The organism is Kitasatospora sp. NPDC041988, assembly GCF_055588525.1.
In genome coordinates, this window is record NZ_JBVJCO010000081.1 from 1 (window position 1) to 14,730 (window position 14,730).

General features: G+C 73.8%; 12 protein-coding genes. 5 read left to right on the forward strand and 7 right to left on the reverse strand.

Translation table 11 applies throughout. The annotated features are described in order from the left end of the window. Positions 1-177: 177 nt before the first annotated feature. The 3 genes from ACZ6NC_RS40855 to ACZ6NC_RS40865 form a co-directional block, all read right to left on the reverse strand. A complete protein-coding gene (locus tag ACZ6NC_RS40855) occupies positions 178-2,238 on the reverse strand; it encodes a galactose-binding domain-containing protein (RefSeq protein ID WP_465738968.1) in 2,061 nt (686 codons plus the stop codon). Between the two features lie 213 nt (positions 2,239-2,451). Beyond that, entirely contained in the window at positions 2,452-2,811 is a 360-nt protein-coding gene (locus tag ACZ6NC_RS40860) for a zinc ribbon domain-containing protein YjdM (protein WP_465738969.1), read from the reverse strand. Positions 2,812-2,912: 101 nt separating this feature from the next. Beyond that, positions 2,913-3,662, reverse strand: a complete 750-nt coding sequence (locus ACZ6NC_RS40865; RefSeq protein WP_465738970.1) for a FadR/GntR family transcriptional regulator — start codon at positions 3,660-3,662, stop codon at positions 2,913-2,915. Between the two features lie 383 nt (positions 3,663-4,045). On the opposite strand from ACZ6NC_RS40865, the gene ACZ6NC_RS40870 reads away from it, so the two are divergent. From ACZ6NC_RS40870 to ACZ6NC_RS40890, 5 genes are all read left to right on the forward strand, one after another. Continuing rightward, positions 4,046-5,629, forward strand: a complete 1,584-nt coding sequence (locus ACZ6NC_RS40870) for an amino acid permease (protein ID WP_465738971.1) — start codon at positions 4,046-4,048, stop codon at positions 5,627-5,629. Further along, positions 5,626-6,984, forward strand: coding sequence for a glutamine synthetase family protein (locus tag ACZ6NC_RS40875; protein ID WP_465738972.1), 1,359 nt, complete (start codon positions 5,626-5,628; stop codon positions 6,982-6,984). The genes ACZ6NC_RS40870 and ACZ6NC_RS40875 overlap by 4 nt, the downstream gene beginning before the upstream one ends. 83 nt (positions 6,985-7,067) lie before the next feature. Continuing rightward, entirely contained in the window at positions 7,068-7,796 is a 729-nt protein-coding gene (locus ACZ6NC_RS40880) for a gamma-glutamyl-gamma-aminobutyrate hydrolase family protein (protein WP_465738973.1), read from the forward strand. After that, a complete protein-coding gene (locus ACZ6NC_RS40885; RefSeq protein WP_465738974.1) occupies positions 7,793-9,166 on the forward strand; it encodes an aldehyde dehydrogenase family protein in 1,374 nt (457 codons plus the stop codon). The genes ACZ6NC_RS40880 and ACZ6NC_RS40885 overlap by 4 nt, the downstream gene beginning before the upstream one ends. Then, positions 9,163-9,939, forward strand: a complete 777-nt coding sequence (locus ACZ6NC_RS40890; RefSeq protein WP_465738975.1) for a 3-oxoacyl-ACP reductase — start codon at positions 9,163-9,165, stop codon at positions 9,937-9,939. Before ACZ6NC_RS40885 ends, ACZ6NC_RS40890 begins: the two co-directional genes overlap by 4 nt. A gap of 56 nt (positions 9,940-9,995) precedes the next feature. Here the strand turns inward: ACZ6NC_RS40890 and ACZ6NC_RS40895 are convergent, their stop codons facing one another. The 4 genes from ACZ6NC_RS40895 to ACZ6NC_RS40910 form a co-directional block, all read right to left on the reverse strand. Next, a complete protein-coding gene (locus ACZ6NC_RS40895) occupies positions 9,996-10,829 on the reverse strand; it encodes an MBL fold metallo-hydrolase (protein WP_465738976.1) in 834 nt (277 codons plus the stop codon). A gap of 146 nt (positions 10,830-10,975) precedes the next feature. Further along, positions 10,976-11,827, reverse strand: coding sequence for a hypothetical protein (locus tag ACZ6NC_RS40900; protein ID WP_465738977.1), 852 nt, complete (start codon positions 11,825-11,827; stop codon positions 10,976-10,978). After that, on the reverse strand, positions 11,809-13,815 hold the full coding sequence (locus tag ACZ6NC_RS40905) for an AfsR/SARP family transcriptional regulator (protein ID WP_465738978.1): 2,007 nt from the start codon (positions 13,813-13,815) through the stop codon (positions 11,809-11,811). The genes ACZ6NC_RS40900 and ACZ6NC_RS40905 overlap by 19 nt, the downstream gene beginning before the upstream one ends. 260 nt (positions 13,816-14,075) lie before the next feature. Next, positions 14,076-14,730 (reverse strand): hypothetical protein (locus tag ACZ6NC_RS40910; RefSeq protein ID WP_465738979.1); only part of this gene is annotated, 655 nt, incomplete at its 5' end.

The following is a 14,730-nucleotide window of genomic DNA, read 5'->3' on the forward strand; positions in this document are numbered from 1 at the left end:
CTCCCCACCCCGCCTCCTTCCCCTCCCATCATCTCCCCCCCCCCCCCCCCCCCTCCCCCCGCCCCCCCCCCCCCCCCCCCCCCCCCCCTCCGCCCCTCCCCCTCCCCCCCCCCCCCCCCCCCCCCCCCCCCCCCGCCCCGCCGGCCCCCGCCCCCCCCCCCCGGGCCGGGACACCCGTCAGGTGCTGTAGACGCCGACCTCGTGGAGCGAGTAGCCCCACTGGGTGCCGCGCTGTAGCCCGTGGACGCGGACGTACCGGGCCGGGACGCCGGTGAACCGTGCGGTGTCCAGGCCGCCGTCACCGGTGGTGGTGGACCAGACGGACTGCCAGGTGGTGCCGTCGGTGGAGACCTCGATGCGGTACGCCTTGCCGTAGGCGCGCTCCCAGTCCAGGGTGACGCGCCCGACCAGGGCGGTGGCGCCGAGGTCGACCCGGAGCCACTGGTCGTCGCTCCAGTCGCTGGCCCAGCGGGTGCCCGGGTCGCCGTCCACGGCCCGGCCGGGTGCGTAGCTGGTGAACGGGTTCCACTCCGTGGAGGCGGCCGAGGCGGGCGAGCCCGCGGCCAGGTTCACCCCGGCCCGGTGGTGCTCGGACGCCCCCCAGGTGGTGAGGTAGGACTCGGCGCCCCGGAAGAGGTCGTCCACCACGTCCTGGCCGCCGACCAGCCGGATGTCCTCCAGCCAGTCCGGGACCAGGCCGTAGTGCGCGGCGCCGTCGGTGTTGATGTCCCAGGTGCGGGCGCCGGTGGTCTGCCGGTCGATGACGGAGCCGCCGTCCACGCTGCGGAACGGGTACCGCACCGGGTTGGCGGTGTCCGCGCCGCGCGGGCCGGGCCAGCCGCCGACGCCGTTCATGTCGGTGCCGTAGCCGTAGCCCACGTGGTACTGGTCGCGCAGCGCGTCGGTGCGCTTGGCCTCCGTGCTGAACGCCTCGGCGCCGTTCATGTACTGGGCGACGAAGCCGCCGAGCTTGTAGACCCGCTCGGTCCAGTCGAGGTCCATCCAGCTGTGCGAGGAGATCACGCCCGGGTACGACTCGGATTCGAGGATGTCGAAGGAGCGGTCGGCCGCCTTGACGCTCATGTGGTCGACCTCGAGCATCATCTTGCGTTTCATCATGCCGCGCACGGCGTACTCGCCGAGCTCCGTCAGCCCGCGGGTGTTGCACCGGGCGTCCGTGGCGTACGAGGGGACCGCGACGCCCGGCGGCAGCTGCTGCTGGGCGGCCGGTGCCGGGGCCAGGCCGATGGGGTTGTCGTGCTGCGGCCCGGCGCACTTCTCCGTCTGCCAGAACGTGCCGGTCGACAGGAACTGGCCGACGTTGATCGCCGTGCCGAGGGCGCCCTCGTCGAAGCGGACCCCGCACAGCGCGTTGTCGAACTTGTGGCAGAGGAACATGCTGCGCACGCCCAGCCCGTACAGCTCGTCCAGACCGCGGTCGATGTCGGCCCGGCTGCACTGCGCGACGTCCAGGATCTGCTTGCAGCCGAACGGTTCGGAGGTCTCCACGCCCAGGACGACGGCCAGCTTGCCCTGCTTGACCACCTCGCGGGCCATCGCGCTGTCGGTGACGATCCGGAACCAGCCCTTGCCCGGTCCGCCGTACATCGTGTCGATGTAGGCCTGCAGGTCGTACGTCTTCTGTGCCTGCAGGCGGATGGAGGTCATCTCGTCGCAGCTGCGGTCCTTGAAGAAGTAGACCGAGCAGATCACCCCGTTGGTGACCAGGTCGTTGACGAGCACCCGCTGGCCGCCGCGCCAGGCCCGTTCGATCCAGGCGTAGTAGTTCTGCTGGTGGGTCAGCGAGTCGTGGGCCGGCCAGTCCGCGAAGGTCGGCCAGCCGACCGGGTCGTGCTTGCCGTCGCCGCCCTTGGTGATGAAGTCGAAGATCGCGAGCGAGCCGTCGGGGTAGTGCTCGGGGCAGTCCTTGAGCGCGTCCGCGACGCCGGCCTCGGAGAACGACTTGCCGCAGATGAGCCGGCCGCCGAAGGCCTCGTTGGCCATGATGTGGTCGTGCGCGTCGACGAAGCCCCGGACCTTCCCCTGGGAGTCGGTCCCCTTGAAGGGCTCGCCCGTGACGTTGATCTGCGAGTCGGGCGAGGGTCGCGCGGTCGGGTTCCACCAGCCTGGCTCGCTCGCCGCCCCGGGCGCCGGGGCGGCGAGCGCCACGGCGATCAGGGTGAGGAGCGAGGCCAGGAGGGTGACGAGTCTGGGCCTGCTGTGGGGGAGTTGAGTCATGGTCACCACTCGGATCCGATGAGCGGATGACGCGGTCGAAGAGCCGGACCGTCCGGGGGGTGTGCGCCGTCCGGCCGACTGTCATGTCCCGCGTACTCGGTGTGACGAGAATCGCCACTGTTGGAATCCGAGTCAATAGTCCGGGACGGATGACCTGATAACTCGTCAAGGGCGCCCGGCGTCACCGTCCGACGCGGGCGCCCGCCCCCGGGCTCAGGCCTTCTTGACCACGCTCGACTTGAGCTGCATGGGGCCGAAGCCGTCGATCCTGCAGTCGATGTCGTGGCCGTCGACCCCGTCGACCAGCCGGATGTTGCGGACCTTGGTGCCCGCCTTGATGCCCGAGGGGCTGCCCTTGACCTTGAGGGCCTTGACGACGGTCACGGTGTCGCCGTCGCTCAGCACGTTGCCGACCGAGTCCTTGATCACCCGGTCGCCGGCGGCACCCGCCTCCTCGGCCGCGCCCTCGGCCGGCACCCACTCGTTGCCGCACTCGGGGCAGACCATGAGGGCGTTCATCTCGTAGGTGTACTCGCTGGAGCACTGGGGACACGGGGGCAGGTTCTCGCTCACCCGGCCAGGATATCCGAACGCGGGTGCGAGTCGCGCTCTGTGGTCACCCGGATGCGGTGGGTGGTGGCGCCGAAGCCCGTCCCGGGCCTCCGGGGCAGGCTTCAGGCGAGGAATCCCCGCAGCAGTGCGGCCGTGGCGGCGAGGTGCTCCTCGGTGGCGCGGCGGGCGGCCTCGCCGTCGCCGTCCAGGATCGCCCGGACCATCGCCCGGTGCTGGTCGGCGGCGTGCTCGATGTTGCGGTCCAGCATCGGGATGGCGTTGAGCAGGTCGTTGAGGCGCATCCGGGCCTCGGCGATGCCGGCGGCCAGCGTGCGCGAGCCGGTCAGCTCGCCGACCGCGAGGTGGAAGCGCGAGTCCAGTTGCCGGTACTGCTCGGCGGGCGCGCCCTCCAGGTCGGCCAGCCGGCGCTCCAGGTAGGCGCGCTGGTCGGGGGAGAGGGTGCGCCGGGCGGCGGCCTCGGCGGCGCCGGTCTCCAGCACCAGGCGGTACGTCAGCGCGTCCTCCAGCTCGCCGCCGAGGTCGCGGGCGGCCCGACGCAGTTCGGCGACGTCGGGCGGGGGCATCCGGTAGGTGACGAAGGTGCCGCCGTAGCGGCCGCGGCGTGGCTCGACGCAGCCGGCCTGTTGGAGCGTGCGGAGCGCCTCGCGCAGGGTCTCGCGGCTGACTCCGAGCCGGGCGGCGAGGTCGCGCTCGGCGGGCAGCCGGTCGCCGTGGCCGAAGACGCCCAGCTTGATCGCCTGGAGGAGGCGTTCGACGGTCTCCTCGAAGGCGTTGCCGGTCCGCACGGGCCGGAAGATCGCCCCGGCCTGCCAGTCCACGCGCGCCCGCTCGCGTGCTTCGTCGACGTCCACGCCGGAATCGTACAGAGGGCCTGGGGGGGGGGGGGGGGGGGGGTGGGGGGGGGGGGGGGGGGGGGGGGGGGGAGGGGGGGGGGGGGGGTGGGGGGGGAGGGGTGCTGCGGGCGGGGTGTCCGGGGGGGGGGGGGGGGGGCCCCCCCCCCCCCCCCCCCAGGCCCTATGAGCTCTCCGAGAGCTCGCTTCCGAGCGCTCCTCGGACTCGCCCCCTCACCGCTCTTGACGCGGCCCCGGCGGGGGGTGAACGATGCTGCTCACCACCCCAATGGTCTGAATCCAGGCCATTGAAGAGCCGCCCGACCGTCTCGCCCGCCGGGGAGGCGCGCCACACCGCCGTGGCCGCGCACCGCTCCGGCACACCTCAACCCCCAGGGGTGCCCATGACCGACGAACGCTCACCCGACCACCCTTCCCCACCGGTGTTTCCGGTAGACACATCCCCCGTTTCCGCCGACGAACAACGGCTCCGCGAGCTCGGCTACACCCAGGAGCTCGCCCGTTCGATGTCGGGCTTCTCCAACTTCGCCGTCTCCTTCTCCATCGTCTCGATCCTGTCCGGCTGTCTCACCCTGTACGGGACGGGGATGAACGCCGGCGGCCCCGCGATGATCATCTGGGGCTGGCCGGTGGTCGGCCTGCTGACGCTCTGCGTCGGGCTGGCGATGGCCGAGATCTGCTCCAGCTACCCGACCGCGGGCGGCCTGTACTACTGGTCCGCCAAACTGGCCCGCAGTCGCGGCCCGGCCTGGAGCTGGTTCACCGGCTGGTTCAACTTCCTGGGCCAGGTCGCGGTGACCGCCGGCGTCGACTACGGCGCGGCCTTCTTCACCAATGCCTTCCTCACCCTCCAGTTCGGCTTCGAGGCCAGCCCCGCGCACACCGTGGAGATCTTCGCCGTCATCCTGGCGGTGCACGGCCTGCTCAACACCCGCGGCGTACGGCTGGTCGCCTTCCTCAACAACCTGTCCGTCTGGTGGCACCTGGTCGGCGTCGCCGTCATCGTCGGCGCGCTCGTCCTGCTGCCCGACCAACACGCCTCCGCCTCCTTCGTGTTCACCGAGTTCGTCAACAACACCGGCTTCCACAACCAGTTCTACGTGGCCATGCTCGGCCTGCTCATGGCCCAGTACACCCTCACCGGCTACGACGCCTCCGCCCACATGACCGAGGAGACCCAGGACGCCGCCCGCTCCGGCCCGCGCGGCATCGTCAACGCCATCACCGTCTCCCTGGCGGCCGGCTGGATCCTGCTGCTCGGCATCACCTTCGCCATCCGCGACTACGACGGCGCGCTGAACAGCGAGACCAAGGTGCCGCCCGCGCAGATCTTCATCGACGCCATCGGCACCAACGGCGCCGAACTGCTCCTGCTGATCGTCATCGGCGCCCAGTTCTTCTGCGGCATGGCCTCCGTCACCGCCAACTCCCGCATGATCTACGCCTTCTCGCGGGACGGCGCACTGCCCGGATCCTCCCTCTGGCACCGCATCGACCCGCGCACCCAGACCCCCACCAACGCGGTCTGGCTGGCGACCGGCGGCGCACTGCTGCTCGGCCTGCCCGCGCTGTGGAACTCCACCGCGTACACCGCCGTCACCTCGATCTCGGTGATCGGCCTGTACATCTCCTACGTCATCCCGGTCTACCTGCGGCTGCGCCAGGGCGAGGCCTTCCCGCGTGGCCCCTGGCACCTGGGCCGCTGGAGCCGGATGATCGGCATCGTCGCGGTCGGCTGGACGGCCGTGATCACCGTCCTGTTCATGCTCCCCACCGTCAACCCGATCACCGCCGAGAGCTTCAACTACACGCCCGTGGCCGTCACCGTGGTCGTCGGCTTCGCCGGCCTCTGGTGGCTCGCCTCCGCCCGCCACTGGTTCACCGGCCCCCGCATCCACGAGACCCCGCCGGGGCCCGCCGGACCGGACGCCGAAGACGCCCAAGACGCCGAACTGGAGACCCGTTGAACAGCCCCAGGCTCACCCTCGACGAGCTGCGCAGCCGCGTCGCCGACGGCTCCGTCGACACCGTCGTGCTCGCGATGACCGACATGCAGGGACGCCTCCAGGGCAAACGCGTCGCCGCCGGGTACTTCCTCACCGACGTCGTCCCGAACGCCGCCGAGGGCTGCGGCTACCTGCTCGCCGTCGACGTCGACATGAACACCGTGGACGGCTACGAGATCTCCTCCTGGGAGAGCGGCTACGGCGACCTGACGCTCCGCCCCGACCTCGCCACCCTGCGGGCGGTGCCCTGGCACCCGGCCACCGTCATGGTCCAGTGCGACATCACCCACCACGACGGCACCGCCGTCGCCGTCTCCCCGCGCCAGATCCTGCGCCGCCAGCTGGAGCGGCTGGCCGGCTACGGCTGGCAGGCCCACGCCGCCACCGAGCTGGAGTTCATCGTCTTCCGGGACACCTACGAGCAGGCCTGGGACAAGGACTACACCCGGCTCACCCCGGCCAACCAGTACAACGTGGACTACTCCGTCCTCGGCACCGGCCGGATCGAACCCCTGCTGCGCCGGCTGCGCAACGGGATGGCCGGCGCCGGCCTCACCGTCGAGTCGGCGAAGGGCGAGTGCAACCTCGGCCAGCACGAGATCGCCTTCAAGTACGCCGACGCCCTCACCACCTGCGACGACCACTCCGTCTACAAGACCGGTGCCAAGGAGATCGCCGCCCAGGAGGGCTACAGCCTCACCTTCATGGCCAAGTACGACGAGCGCGAGGGCAACTCCTGTCACATCCACCTCAGCCTGCGTGACGAGCAGGGTGCACCGGTGTTCGCCGGGGACCGCCCGCACGGCTTCTCCCGCACCATGGAACACTTCCTGGCCGGACAGCTCGCCTGCCTGGCCGACTTCTCGCTGCTGTTCGCCCCCACCGTCAACTCCTACAAGCGGTACGTGCCCGGCAGCTTCGCGCCCACCGCGATCGCCTGGGGGCGGGACAACCGCACCTGCGCCCTGCGGGTGGTCGGCCACGGCCCCTCGCTGCGCTTCGAGAACCGCGTCCCCGGCGGCGACGTCAACCCGTACCTCGCGGTCGCCGCCCTGATCGCGGCCGGGCTGCACGGCGTCGAGCAACAGCTCGAACTCGAACCGGAGTTCACCGGCAACGCCTACGCCTCCGACTCCCCCCGGGTGCCGGCCACCCTGCGCGACGCGGTCGCCGCCTTCGAGCAGAGCGCCGCCGCCGGCGAGGCCTTCGGCAAGGACGTCGTCCGCCACTACGCCCACGCCGGCCGGGTCGAACTCGCCGCCTACGACCGGGCGGTGACCGACTGGGAGCGGCGCCGGGGATTCGAGCGGCTGTGACCGGGCGAACACCCGGAACCCCCGGATGCCCGGGAACCCGCCGCCCGTGAACCGCAGCCGCCCGTGAACCCCAGAGAGCGACCGTGAACCGTGACCACCGCCGACGCCCCCTGATCGGCATCACCAGCTACCAGGACGAGGCCGCCTGGTCCGTCTGGCGCCAGCGCGCCTCGCTCGTCCCGCAGACCTACGTGGACGCCGTCGCGGTGGCCGGCGGCACGCCCGTGCTGCTGCCGCCGCAGCCCGGCGGCGTCGGCCACCTGCTGGACGCGCTGGACGGGCTGGTCCTGGCCGGCGGCCCCGACATCGACCCGGCCCGCTACGCGGCCGCCGCCGACCCGCGCACCGGCCCACCGCACCACGCCCGCGACGACTGGGAGCTGGAGCTGCTGCGCGGAGCCCTCGGCCGCAACCTGCCGCTGCTCGGCGTCTGCCGCGGCATGCAACTGCTGAACGTCGCCCTCGGCGGCACCCTCCGCCAGCACCTGCCCGAGCGGAGCCACCAGATCGTCCCGGCCGAATTCGTCCGCCACCGCGTCGACGTCCACGACGGCAGCCGGCTCGCCGCCGTCCTCGGGCCCGCCGCCGACGTCTCCTGCTACCACCACCAGGCCGCCGACCGGATCGGCGCCGGGCTGAGCGCCACCGCGTGGGCCGCCGACGGGACGGTGGAGGCGCTCGAACTGCCCGGCCACCGCTTCGCGCTGGGCGTGCAGTGGCACCCCGAGACGGACCCCGACGACCGACGCCTCTTCGGCGCACTCGTCGACGCCAGCTTCGTTCCTGCCAGTGACAGGGAGACAACCCGATGACCGACCCCGACCTCTACCCGGTGGTCAACCCCGCCACCGAGGAGGTGATCACCACCGTCGAACTGGCCGGCCTCGCCGAGACCGACGCCGCCGTCGCCCGCGCCCGCGCCGCTTTCGACACCTGGCGCCGGGTCGCCCCCGCCGACCGGGCCCGCCTGCTGCGCGCCTTCGCCGCCGCCGTCGACGGCGACCGCGAGCACCTCGCTGCCCTGGAGGTCGCCAACGCCGGCCACACCATCGGCAACGCCCGCTGGGAGGCCGGCAACGCCCGCGACGTCATCGAGTACTACGCCGCCGCCCCCGAGCGGCTCTTCGGCCGGCAGATCCCGGTCGCCGGCGGCCTCGACGTCACCTTCCAGGAGCCGCTGGGCGTCGTCGGCGTCATCGTGCCGTGGAACTTCCCGATGCCGATCGCCGCCTGGGCGCTGGCCCCCGCCCTCGCCGCCGGCAACACCGTCATCGTCAAACCCGCCGAACTCACCCCCCTCACCGCCCTGCGCCTCGGCGAACTCGCCCTCGAAGCGGGCCTGCCCGAGGGCGTGCTGCAGATCCTGCCCGGCCGCGGCCCGGTGGTCGGCCGGCGCTTCGTCACCCACCCGGACGTGCGGAAGGTGGTGTTCACCGGCTCCACCCGGGTCGGCAAGGAGATCATGGCGGGCTGCGCCGCCCAGGTGAAGCCGGTCACCCTCGAACTCGGCGGCAAGAGCGCCAACATCGTGTTCGCCGACGCCGACCTCGCCAAGGCCGCCGCCACCGCCCCCTACGCCGTTTTCGACAACGCCGGCCAGGACTGCTGCGCCCGCTCCCGGATCCTGGTCGAGGCCTCCGTCTACGACGCGTTCATGGCCCTGCTGGAGCCCGCCGTCCGGGCCCTGCGGGTCGGCGACCCGGCCGACGAGAAGACCGAGATGGGCCCGCTGATCTCGGCCGCCCACCACGCCCGGGTCGCCTCCTACGTCCCGGACGGGTCGGCGGTCGCCTTCCGGGGCAGCGCCCCCGACGGCCCCGGCTTCTGGTTCCCGCCGACGGTGCTGGCGCCGGTGCGGCACGACGACCCGGCGTTCACCGAGGAGATCTTCGGCCCGGTCGTCACCGTCGTCCCCTTCCGCGACGAGCAGGACGCCCTGCGCATCGCCAACGCCACCGAGTACGGCCTCTCCGGCTCCATCTGGACCAAGGACGTCGGCCGCGCGCTGCGGGTCTCCCGCGGGGTGGAGGCCGGCAACCTCTCCGTCAACTCGCACTCCTCGGTGCGCTATTCGACACCCTTCGGCGGCTTCAAACAGTCCGGCCTCGGCCGCGAGCTCGGCCCGGACGCCCTCGACGCCTTCACCCAGACCAAGAACGTCTTCATCTCCACGGAGGAATGATCAGCATGACCGAGCGACTCGACGGCCGGGTGGCCGTCATCACCGGCGCGGGCAGCGGCATCGGCCTGGCCACCGCGCGGCGGTTCGCCGCCGAGGGAGCCAAGGTGGTCTGCGCCGACCTCGACCCGGAGACCGGGGCCAAGGCCGCCAACGAGGTCGGCGGCCTCTTCGTCCAGGTCGACGTCACCGACGAGGACGCGGTGCGCGACCTCTTCCAGCGGGCCGTGGACGAGTACGGGCGGCTCGACATCGCCTTCAACAACGCGGGCATCTCCCCGCCGGACGACGACTCGATCCTCACCACCGGCCTGGACGCCTGGAAGCGCGTCCAGGAGGTCAACCTGACCAGCGTCTACCTCTGCTGCAAGTACGCGATCGGGCACATGCGGCGCCAGGGCAAGGGCTCCATCATCAACACCGCCTCCTTCGTGGCCGTGATGGGCGCGGCCACCTCGCAGATCTCCTACAGCGCCTCCAAGGGCGGCGTGCTGGCGATGTCGCGCGAGCTGGGCGTGCAGTTCGCCCGCGAGGGCATCCGGGTCAACGCCCTCTGCCCGGGCCCGGTCAACACCCCGCTGCTCCAGGAGCTCTTCGCCAAGGACCCGGAGCGAGCCGCCCGCCGCCTCGTGCACATCCCGCTCGGCCGCTTCGCCGAGCCGGAGGAGATCGCCGCCGCGGTCGCCTTCCTGGCCTCCGACGACTCCTCCTTCATGACCGCCAACACCTTCCTCGTCGACGGCGGCATCTCCGGCGCCTACGTCACCCCCCAGTAGTCCGCCACGCCGGCACGGCCGGCCGGGGCAGCCCCAGGGCGCCCCGGCCGGTGCTGCTATCCCCGCGCGAACCGGTCGAAGTCGGCGGGGTCGTGGGCGCAGATCACCCGCACCTCGTCCGGGTGCGTGCGGCGCAGTTCGCGAAGGCGCTCGCGGTTCTGCAGGCGGGCGCGGCCGTCCACGGCCATCATGCGCTGGAAGGCGCTCAGCGCGGGCGGCCGGCGCGGGCCGGCGGGATCGGTGTCGGTGCGCGAGAAGTAGGCGTCGCCGCTGTGCAGCAGCCAGCGGTCCGCGTCCGCGTCCCGGACGGCGACGCCGCAGTGGCCCCGGGTGTGCCCGGCCAGCGGGACGAGCAGGAGGCCGGGCACCTCGCGGGGCAGCACGGGGAGCGCGCGGAACCCGTACCAGTCCTCGGTGGCGTCGTCTGCCCGGTGCTCCACCCAGCGCGGGCCGTGCGCCCACTGGACCGGGCGGTAGCGGTCCCGCTCGCCGCGGGTCGGCGGCGCGGTGGCGGCCCGGAGCTCGTCGGCCAGGACGTGCACCTCGGCGTGCGGGAAGTCGCCGATCCCGCCGGCATGGTCGGGGTCGAGGTGGGTCAGCACGATGTGGCGGACGTCGCGCGGGTCGTGGCCGAGCGCGCGGACCTGGTGCAGGGCGGTGCGGGCGGGTTCGAGCCGGGGACGGACGGCCCCCAGGAACGCCCGGCCGAGCCGGCGGGGGTCGGCGACGTCTCCGGTCCCGAACCCGGTGTCGACCAGGATCAGCCCCTGCGCGCCCTCCACCAGCAGGCAGTGCGCCGACAGGCGCCCGACCAGGGGCCCGCCGCTGCCCAGCAGCAGCCGGCCCCCGAACGGGCACATGGTGGCACAGTCCAGGTGATGGATCGTCATCTCGCCTCCGGAGGCTTCGGATTCGGTCGTTCGGACACGGCCGCTCGGCTTTGGTCGCGCGGCTTCGGCTGTTCGGCTTTGGTTGCTCGGCTTCGCTTGTTCGGATTCGGATTCGGTTGCCGGGAGCCGTACGCCGGAGGGCGGGTCTACGCGATCCGCAGGTCGCGGGCCGGGGAGCCGCCGGCCGCGGTGCCGGGTGGCGGGGACAGCAGCCGGTCCAGCTCCTCGGCCGAGCGGACGTCCCCGTGCGCGGTGTACAGCTCGCCCGCCGCCCGCAGGTGGTCGCGGGCCTCGCCGGCCCGGCCCGTCCCGGCCAGGAACTCGGCGAAGTGGCGCTGGGCCAGGGCGTGGAGCCGCACGTTCCCGGTCGACCGGCACAGGCGCAGCGCCTCCCGCCAGACCCGCTCGGCCGCCGTCCGCTCGCCCAGCGCCTGGAGGGCCAGGGCCTCGCTGACCATCGCCCAGAGGTGGGCGTTGGCCGTCGGGTTGCCGGCCAGCAGGGCGCGCGTCTCCCGGGCGTGGTCCAGCGCGGCCACGGGATCGCCGAGGACGACCTTGAGGGCCGCCGCGTTGCTGAGCACGGTGGCGGCGTGCTCGCTCGGCCCGCTCGCCCGGATCAGCGCGAGCGCGGCCTGCGAGAGCCGGTCGGCGCCGGCCGGATCGCCGGACAGCGCGGCCATCGAGGCGCGGACGGAGAGGGCGTGCACGTGCAGGTCTCCGTCGTCCGGTGTGGTCCGCGCGACGGCCTGCGCGGCGAGCGGCAGCGCCTCGGCGACGCGCCCGGTGGAGCCGAGCGCGCAGGCCGTCGCCGCCTCCATGGCGGCGAGCCCCTCCCGGCCGCCGTCCAGCCGGGCGGCCCGCAAGCCGATCCGCAGGCAGCCGAGCCGGTCGGAGACGCGTCCGGCGCCGTAGTACAGGGTGGCCGTCACCCGGGCCAGGCGCCAGGCGCGCTCGTACTCGCCACGGTCGGTGGCGGCCGTCACCAGGGCGCGCAGCACCGGCTCCTCGGCGTGGCACCAGGCGAGCGTGGACGGGACGTCACCGAGCCGCGGCAGCACCCGTGGGCCGGGCCCGGCCGGCCGGAACGGCTCGTGGAACGGGTTGATCCGGCGCACCGCCAGGCCGGCGGCGACCAGCTCGTAGTCGACCAGGCTCCGGAACGCCTGCCGCCGCCGCCCCTCGGGGAGCCGGTCGAACAGTTCCGCGCCGTAGAGCCGGACGAGGTCGTGCCGCCCGGGCGGCCGGGCGCGGGCTCCGACAGCAGGTGGTAGGCGGTGAGCGGGCCGAGCGCGTGCCGGGCCCCGTCGGCGTCCGAGCCGAGCAGGGCGGCCGCCGCGTACGGGTCGACCTCGGCCCCCGGGTGCACGGCCAGCAAAGCGAGCAGGCTCCGCGCGCTCTCGGGCAGGTGCTGGTACGTCAGGGAGAGCGCCGTGCGGACGCCGCCCGCCCCGCCCGGGGCGCCGAGGGCGGCCAGCCGGGTGCGCTCGTCGGTCAGCTCCGCCACCAGGTCGGCGACCGGCCGGCCGGGGCGGGCGGCGAGGCGGCCGGCCACGATCCGCAGGGCCAGCGGCAGCCGGTCGCAGAGCTCGGTCAGCCGCCTGGCCGGCTCCGGTTCGGCCGCCAGGCGCTCGGCCGTCAGCGCGCGCTCCAGCAGTCGGTACGCGTCGGCGGCCGGCAGTGCGGCGAGCTGGCGCAGGGCGGCGCCGTCGGTGACGACGAGGTCCTCGAGGCTGTTGCGGCTGGTGACCACGGTGGCGCAGCCGGGCCCGGAGGGCAGCAGGCCGGCGACGTCGTCGGCGCACCGCGCGTTGTCCAGGACGACGAGCAGCCGGCGGTGCCGGGTCTGCTCCCGGAAGAGCGCCGCCCGGGCGGCCCGGTCCTCGGGGATCGCCGCCTCGGGCAGGCCCAGCGCCCGCAGGAAGCTCCCCAGTGCCTGCGCAGGGTCGCCCGGGCCGGCCGGGTCGAAGCCGCGCAGGTCGGCGAAGAGCCGGCCGTCCGGGAAGCCCGCCGCGGCGCGGTGCGCCCAGCGCACCACCAGTGCGGTCTTGCCCACTCCGGCGGGGCCGGCCACCACGGCCAGGCCGTCCCCGGTCCGGTCCGGCCCGCACTGCTGGTCCAGCCAGTCGTCCTCGGCGTCGCGGCCGACGAAACCCCGCGGTGGCGCGGGCAGCCGGCCGGCCACCGGCGCGGCGGGCGGGGTTGGTTCCCCGGCGGCCCGGCCGGGTGAGTCGGTGGGCCGGCCGGGTGGGTCGGTGGGCCCACCGGCCGCCAGGACCTCGGCGAGGGCCTGTTGCAGCGCGGGCCCCGGTGTGACGCCCAGCTCCTCGTCCAGCCGCACGCGGGACCGGTGGTAGACGCGCAGCGCGTCGGGGCTGCGGCCGCTCTGGTGCAGACAGCGCATCAGCAGGGCCGTCGTGGGCTCGGACAGCCCGTCCGCGCGGACGGCCTGCTCCAGCGCGGGGACGGCCGTGTGGCCCTGCCCGAGGCGCAGTTGCCGCCGCGCCCACGCGGTCAGGGCCTCGGTCCGGGCGTCGTCCAGCCCGCCGGCCAGTGCGGCGCAGAGCGGGGTGGCCGGGAGACCGGCGAGGGCGGCGCCCCACCAGAGCCCGAGCGCCTGCCGGAGCAGTGCGGCGGCGGCGGTGTCGTCGGTGGTCCGCGCGGCCCGCGCGGCCAGCGCCGCGGCGGCGAGCGCGTCGACGCTCCCGGGGTCGCCGGTGAGCCGGTAGCCGGGCGCGCGGGTGTGCAGGGTGAAGCCCGACCCGGTCAGGAGCTTGCGCAGGGCCGCGATGTGGCCCTGCAGCGCCGCCTTCGCGTGGGTCGGCGGTTCGTCGGCCCAGAGCAGCTCGAAGAACCGCTCGACCGGCACCGCCCGGTCCAGCTCCAGCGCGAGCAGGGCGAGCACCGCCCGCCGCTGCGCGCCGCCCACCCCGAGGGCCTCGCCGCCCGCGACGCACAGCTCGACCGGGCCGAGCAGCCGTATCTCCATGGTTCCCGTCCTGACCGTCCTGTGTGCCGCCGGCGCGGCCGTCCCGGCGAAGGGGCCTCGGGCAGCCTACCGGCGAGTAATGGCGAGGTGGCACCCGCCGCCCGACGGGGTCCGGCGCCCTCGCCGTTCACTCCGGGCGTGGATGGAGGGGGCTGCCCGGCTCACGGAGACCGCGCCTCCCGGGCGGTCACCTGCCCCGGCGCGTTCGGTCCGCGGGTCGGGAGGACGCCCTCGCTCTGCGGCCGACCCGGGGTGCGCTGTCATCCGGAGGCCGGTGGGCCGCCCGCCAGGATGTCCGCGATCCGGTCGGCCTCGGTCATCTGTGGGACCGGCGTCGAGTCGGGCTGCTGCCCACGCGTGTTCGTCTCCTGAGCCGTGGTCGTGGCGGCGAGGTATGTCAAGGGGGCCGTGGCCGGCCGGGCCGGGTGGTCGGACGTCAGCTCGTCGGGGAGAGGAGTGGCGATGGGCTCGGTCGCGGCGTCTGCGAACGGACTGCTACCGATGGAGTCGAAGAGGTCGAGGTCGAGGCCGTCCGGTTCGTCGAGGAGGTCGTGCTGGGTGGGTTCGATGGGTGGTTCGGGTTGGGTGCGGGTGTTTTGGGTGCGTCGTTCGGTGGTGGTGGTGAGGTTGCGTTGTTCGTTTTCGGTGCGTTGCTGGACGATGTCGGTGTAGGTGGCCTTGATGGTTTCCGTGGTCGTGAAGAGGTCGGCCAGGGTTTGGAAGCGTTTTTCCTTGGCCTCGCCGTAGACGAAGCGGCGGGTGTCGGTGTCGCCGGTGGTGATCAGTTCGTTGCGGGTGGTGCCGTTGTCGGCTGTTGTGGTGACGAGGGGGAAGTGCTGGTCGAAGCTCTTCTTGCCGGGGATCTCGCGGGGGTCGGCGGGGTCGGGGCGGTAGCTGGTGGCGGAGGTGTAGGAG

What these genes read in the sequence shown, in the direction of transcription:
- ACZ6NC_RS40885 (WP_465738974.1), top strand. Translation starts at nt 7,793, where the DNA reads ATGACCGACCCCGACCTCTACCCGGTGGTCAACCCCGCCACCGAGGAG.
- ACZ6NC_RS40905 (WP_465738978.1), bottom strand. Translation starts at nt 13,815, where the DNA reads ATGGAGATACGGCTGCTCGGCCCGGTCGAGCTGTGCGTCGCGGGCGGC.
- ACZ6NC_RS40895 (WP_465738976.1), bottom strand. Translation starts at nt 10,829, where the DNA reads ATGACGATCCATCACCTGGACTGTGCCACCATGTGCCCGTTCGGGGGC.
- ACZ6NC_RS40890 (WP_465738975.1), top strand. Translation starts at nt 9,163, where the DNA reads ATGATCAGCATGACCGAGCGACTCGACGGCCGGGTGGCCGTCATCACC.
- ACZ6NC_RS40855 (WP_465738968.1), bottom strand. Translation starts at nt 2,238, where the DNA reads ATGACTCAACTCCCCCACAGCAGGCCCAGACTCGTCACCCTCCTGGCC.
- ACZ6NC_RS40870 (WP_465738971.1), top strand. Translation starts at nt 4,046, where the DNA reads ATGACCGACGAACGCTCACCCGACCACCCTTCCCCACCGGTGTTTCCG.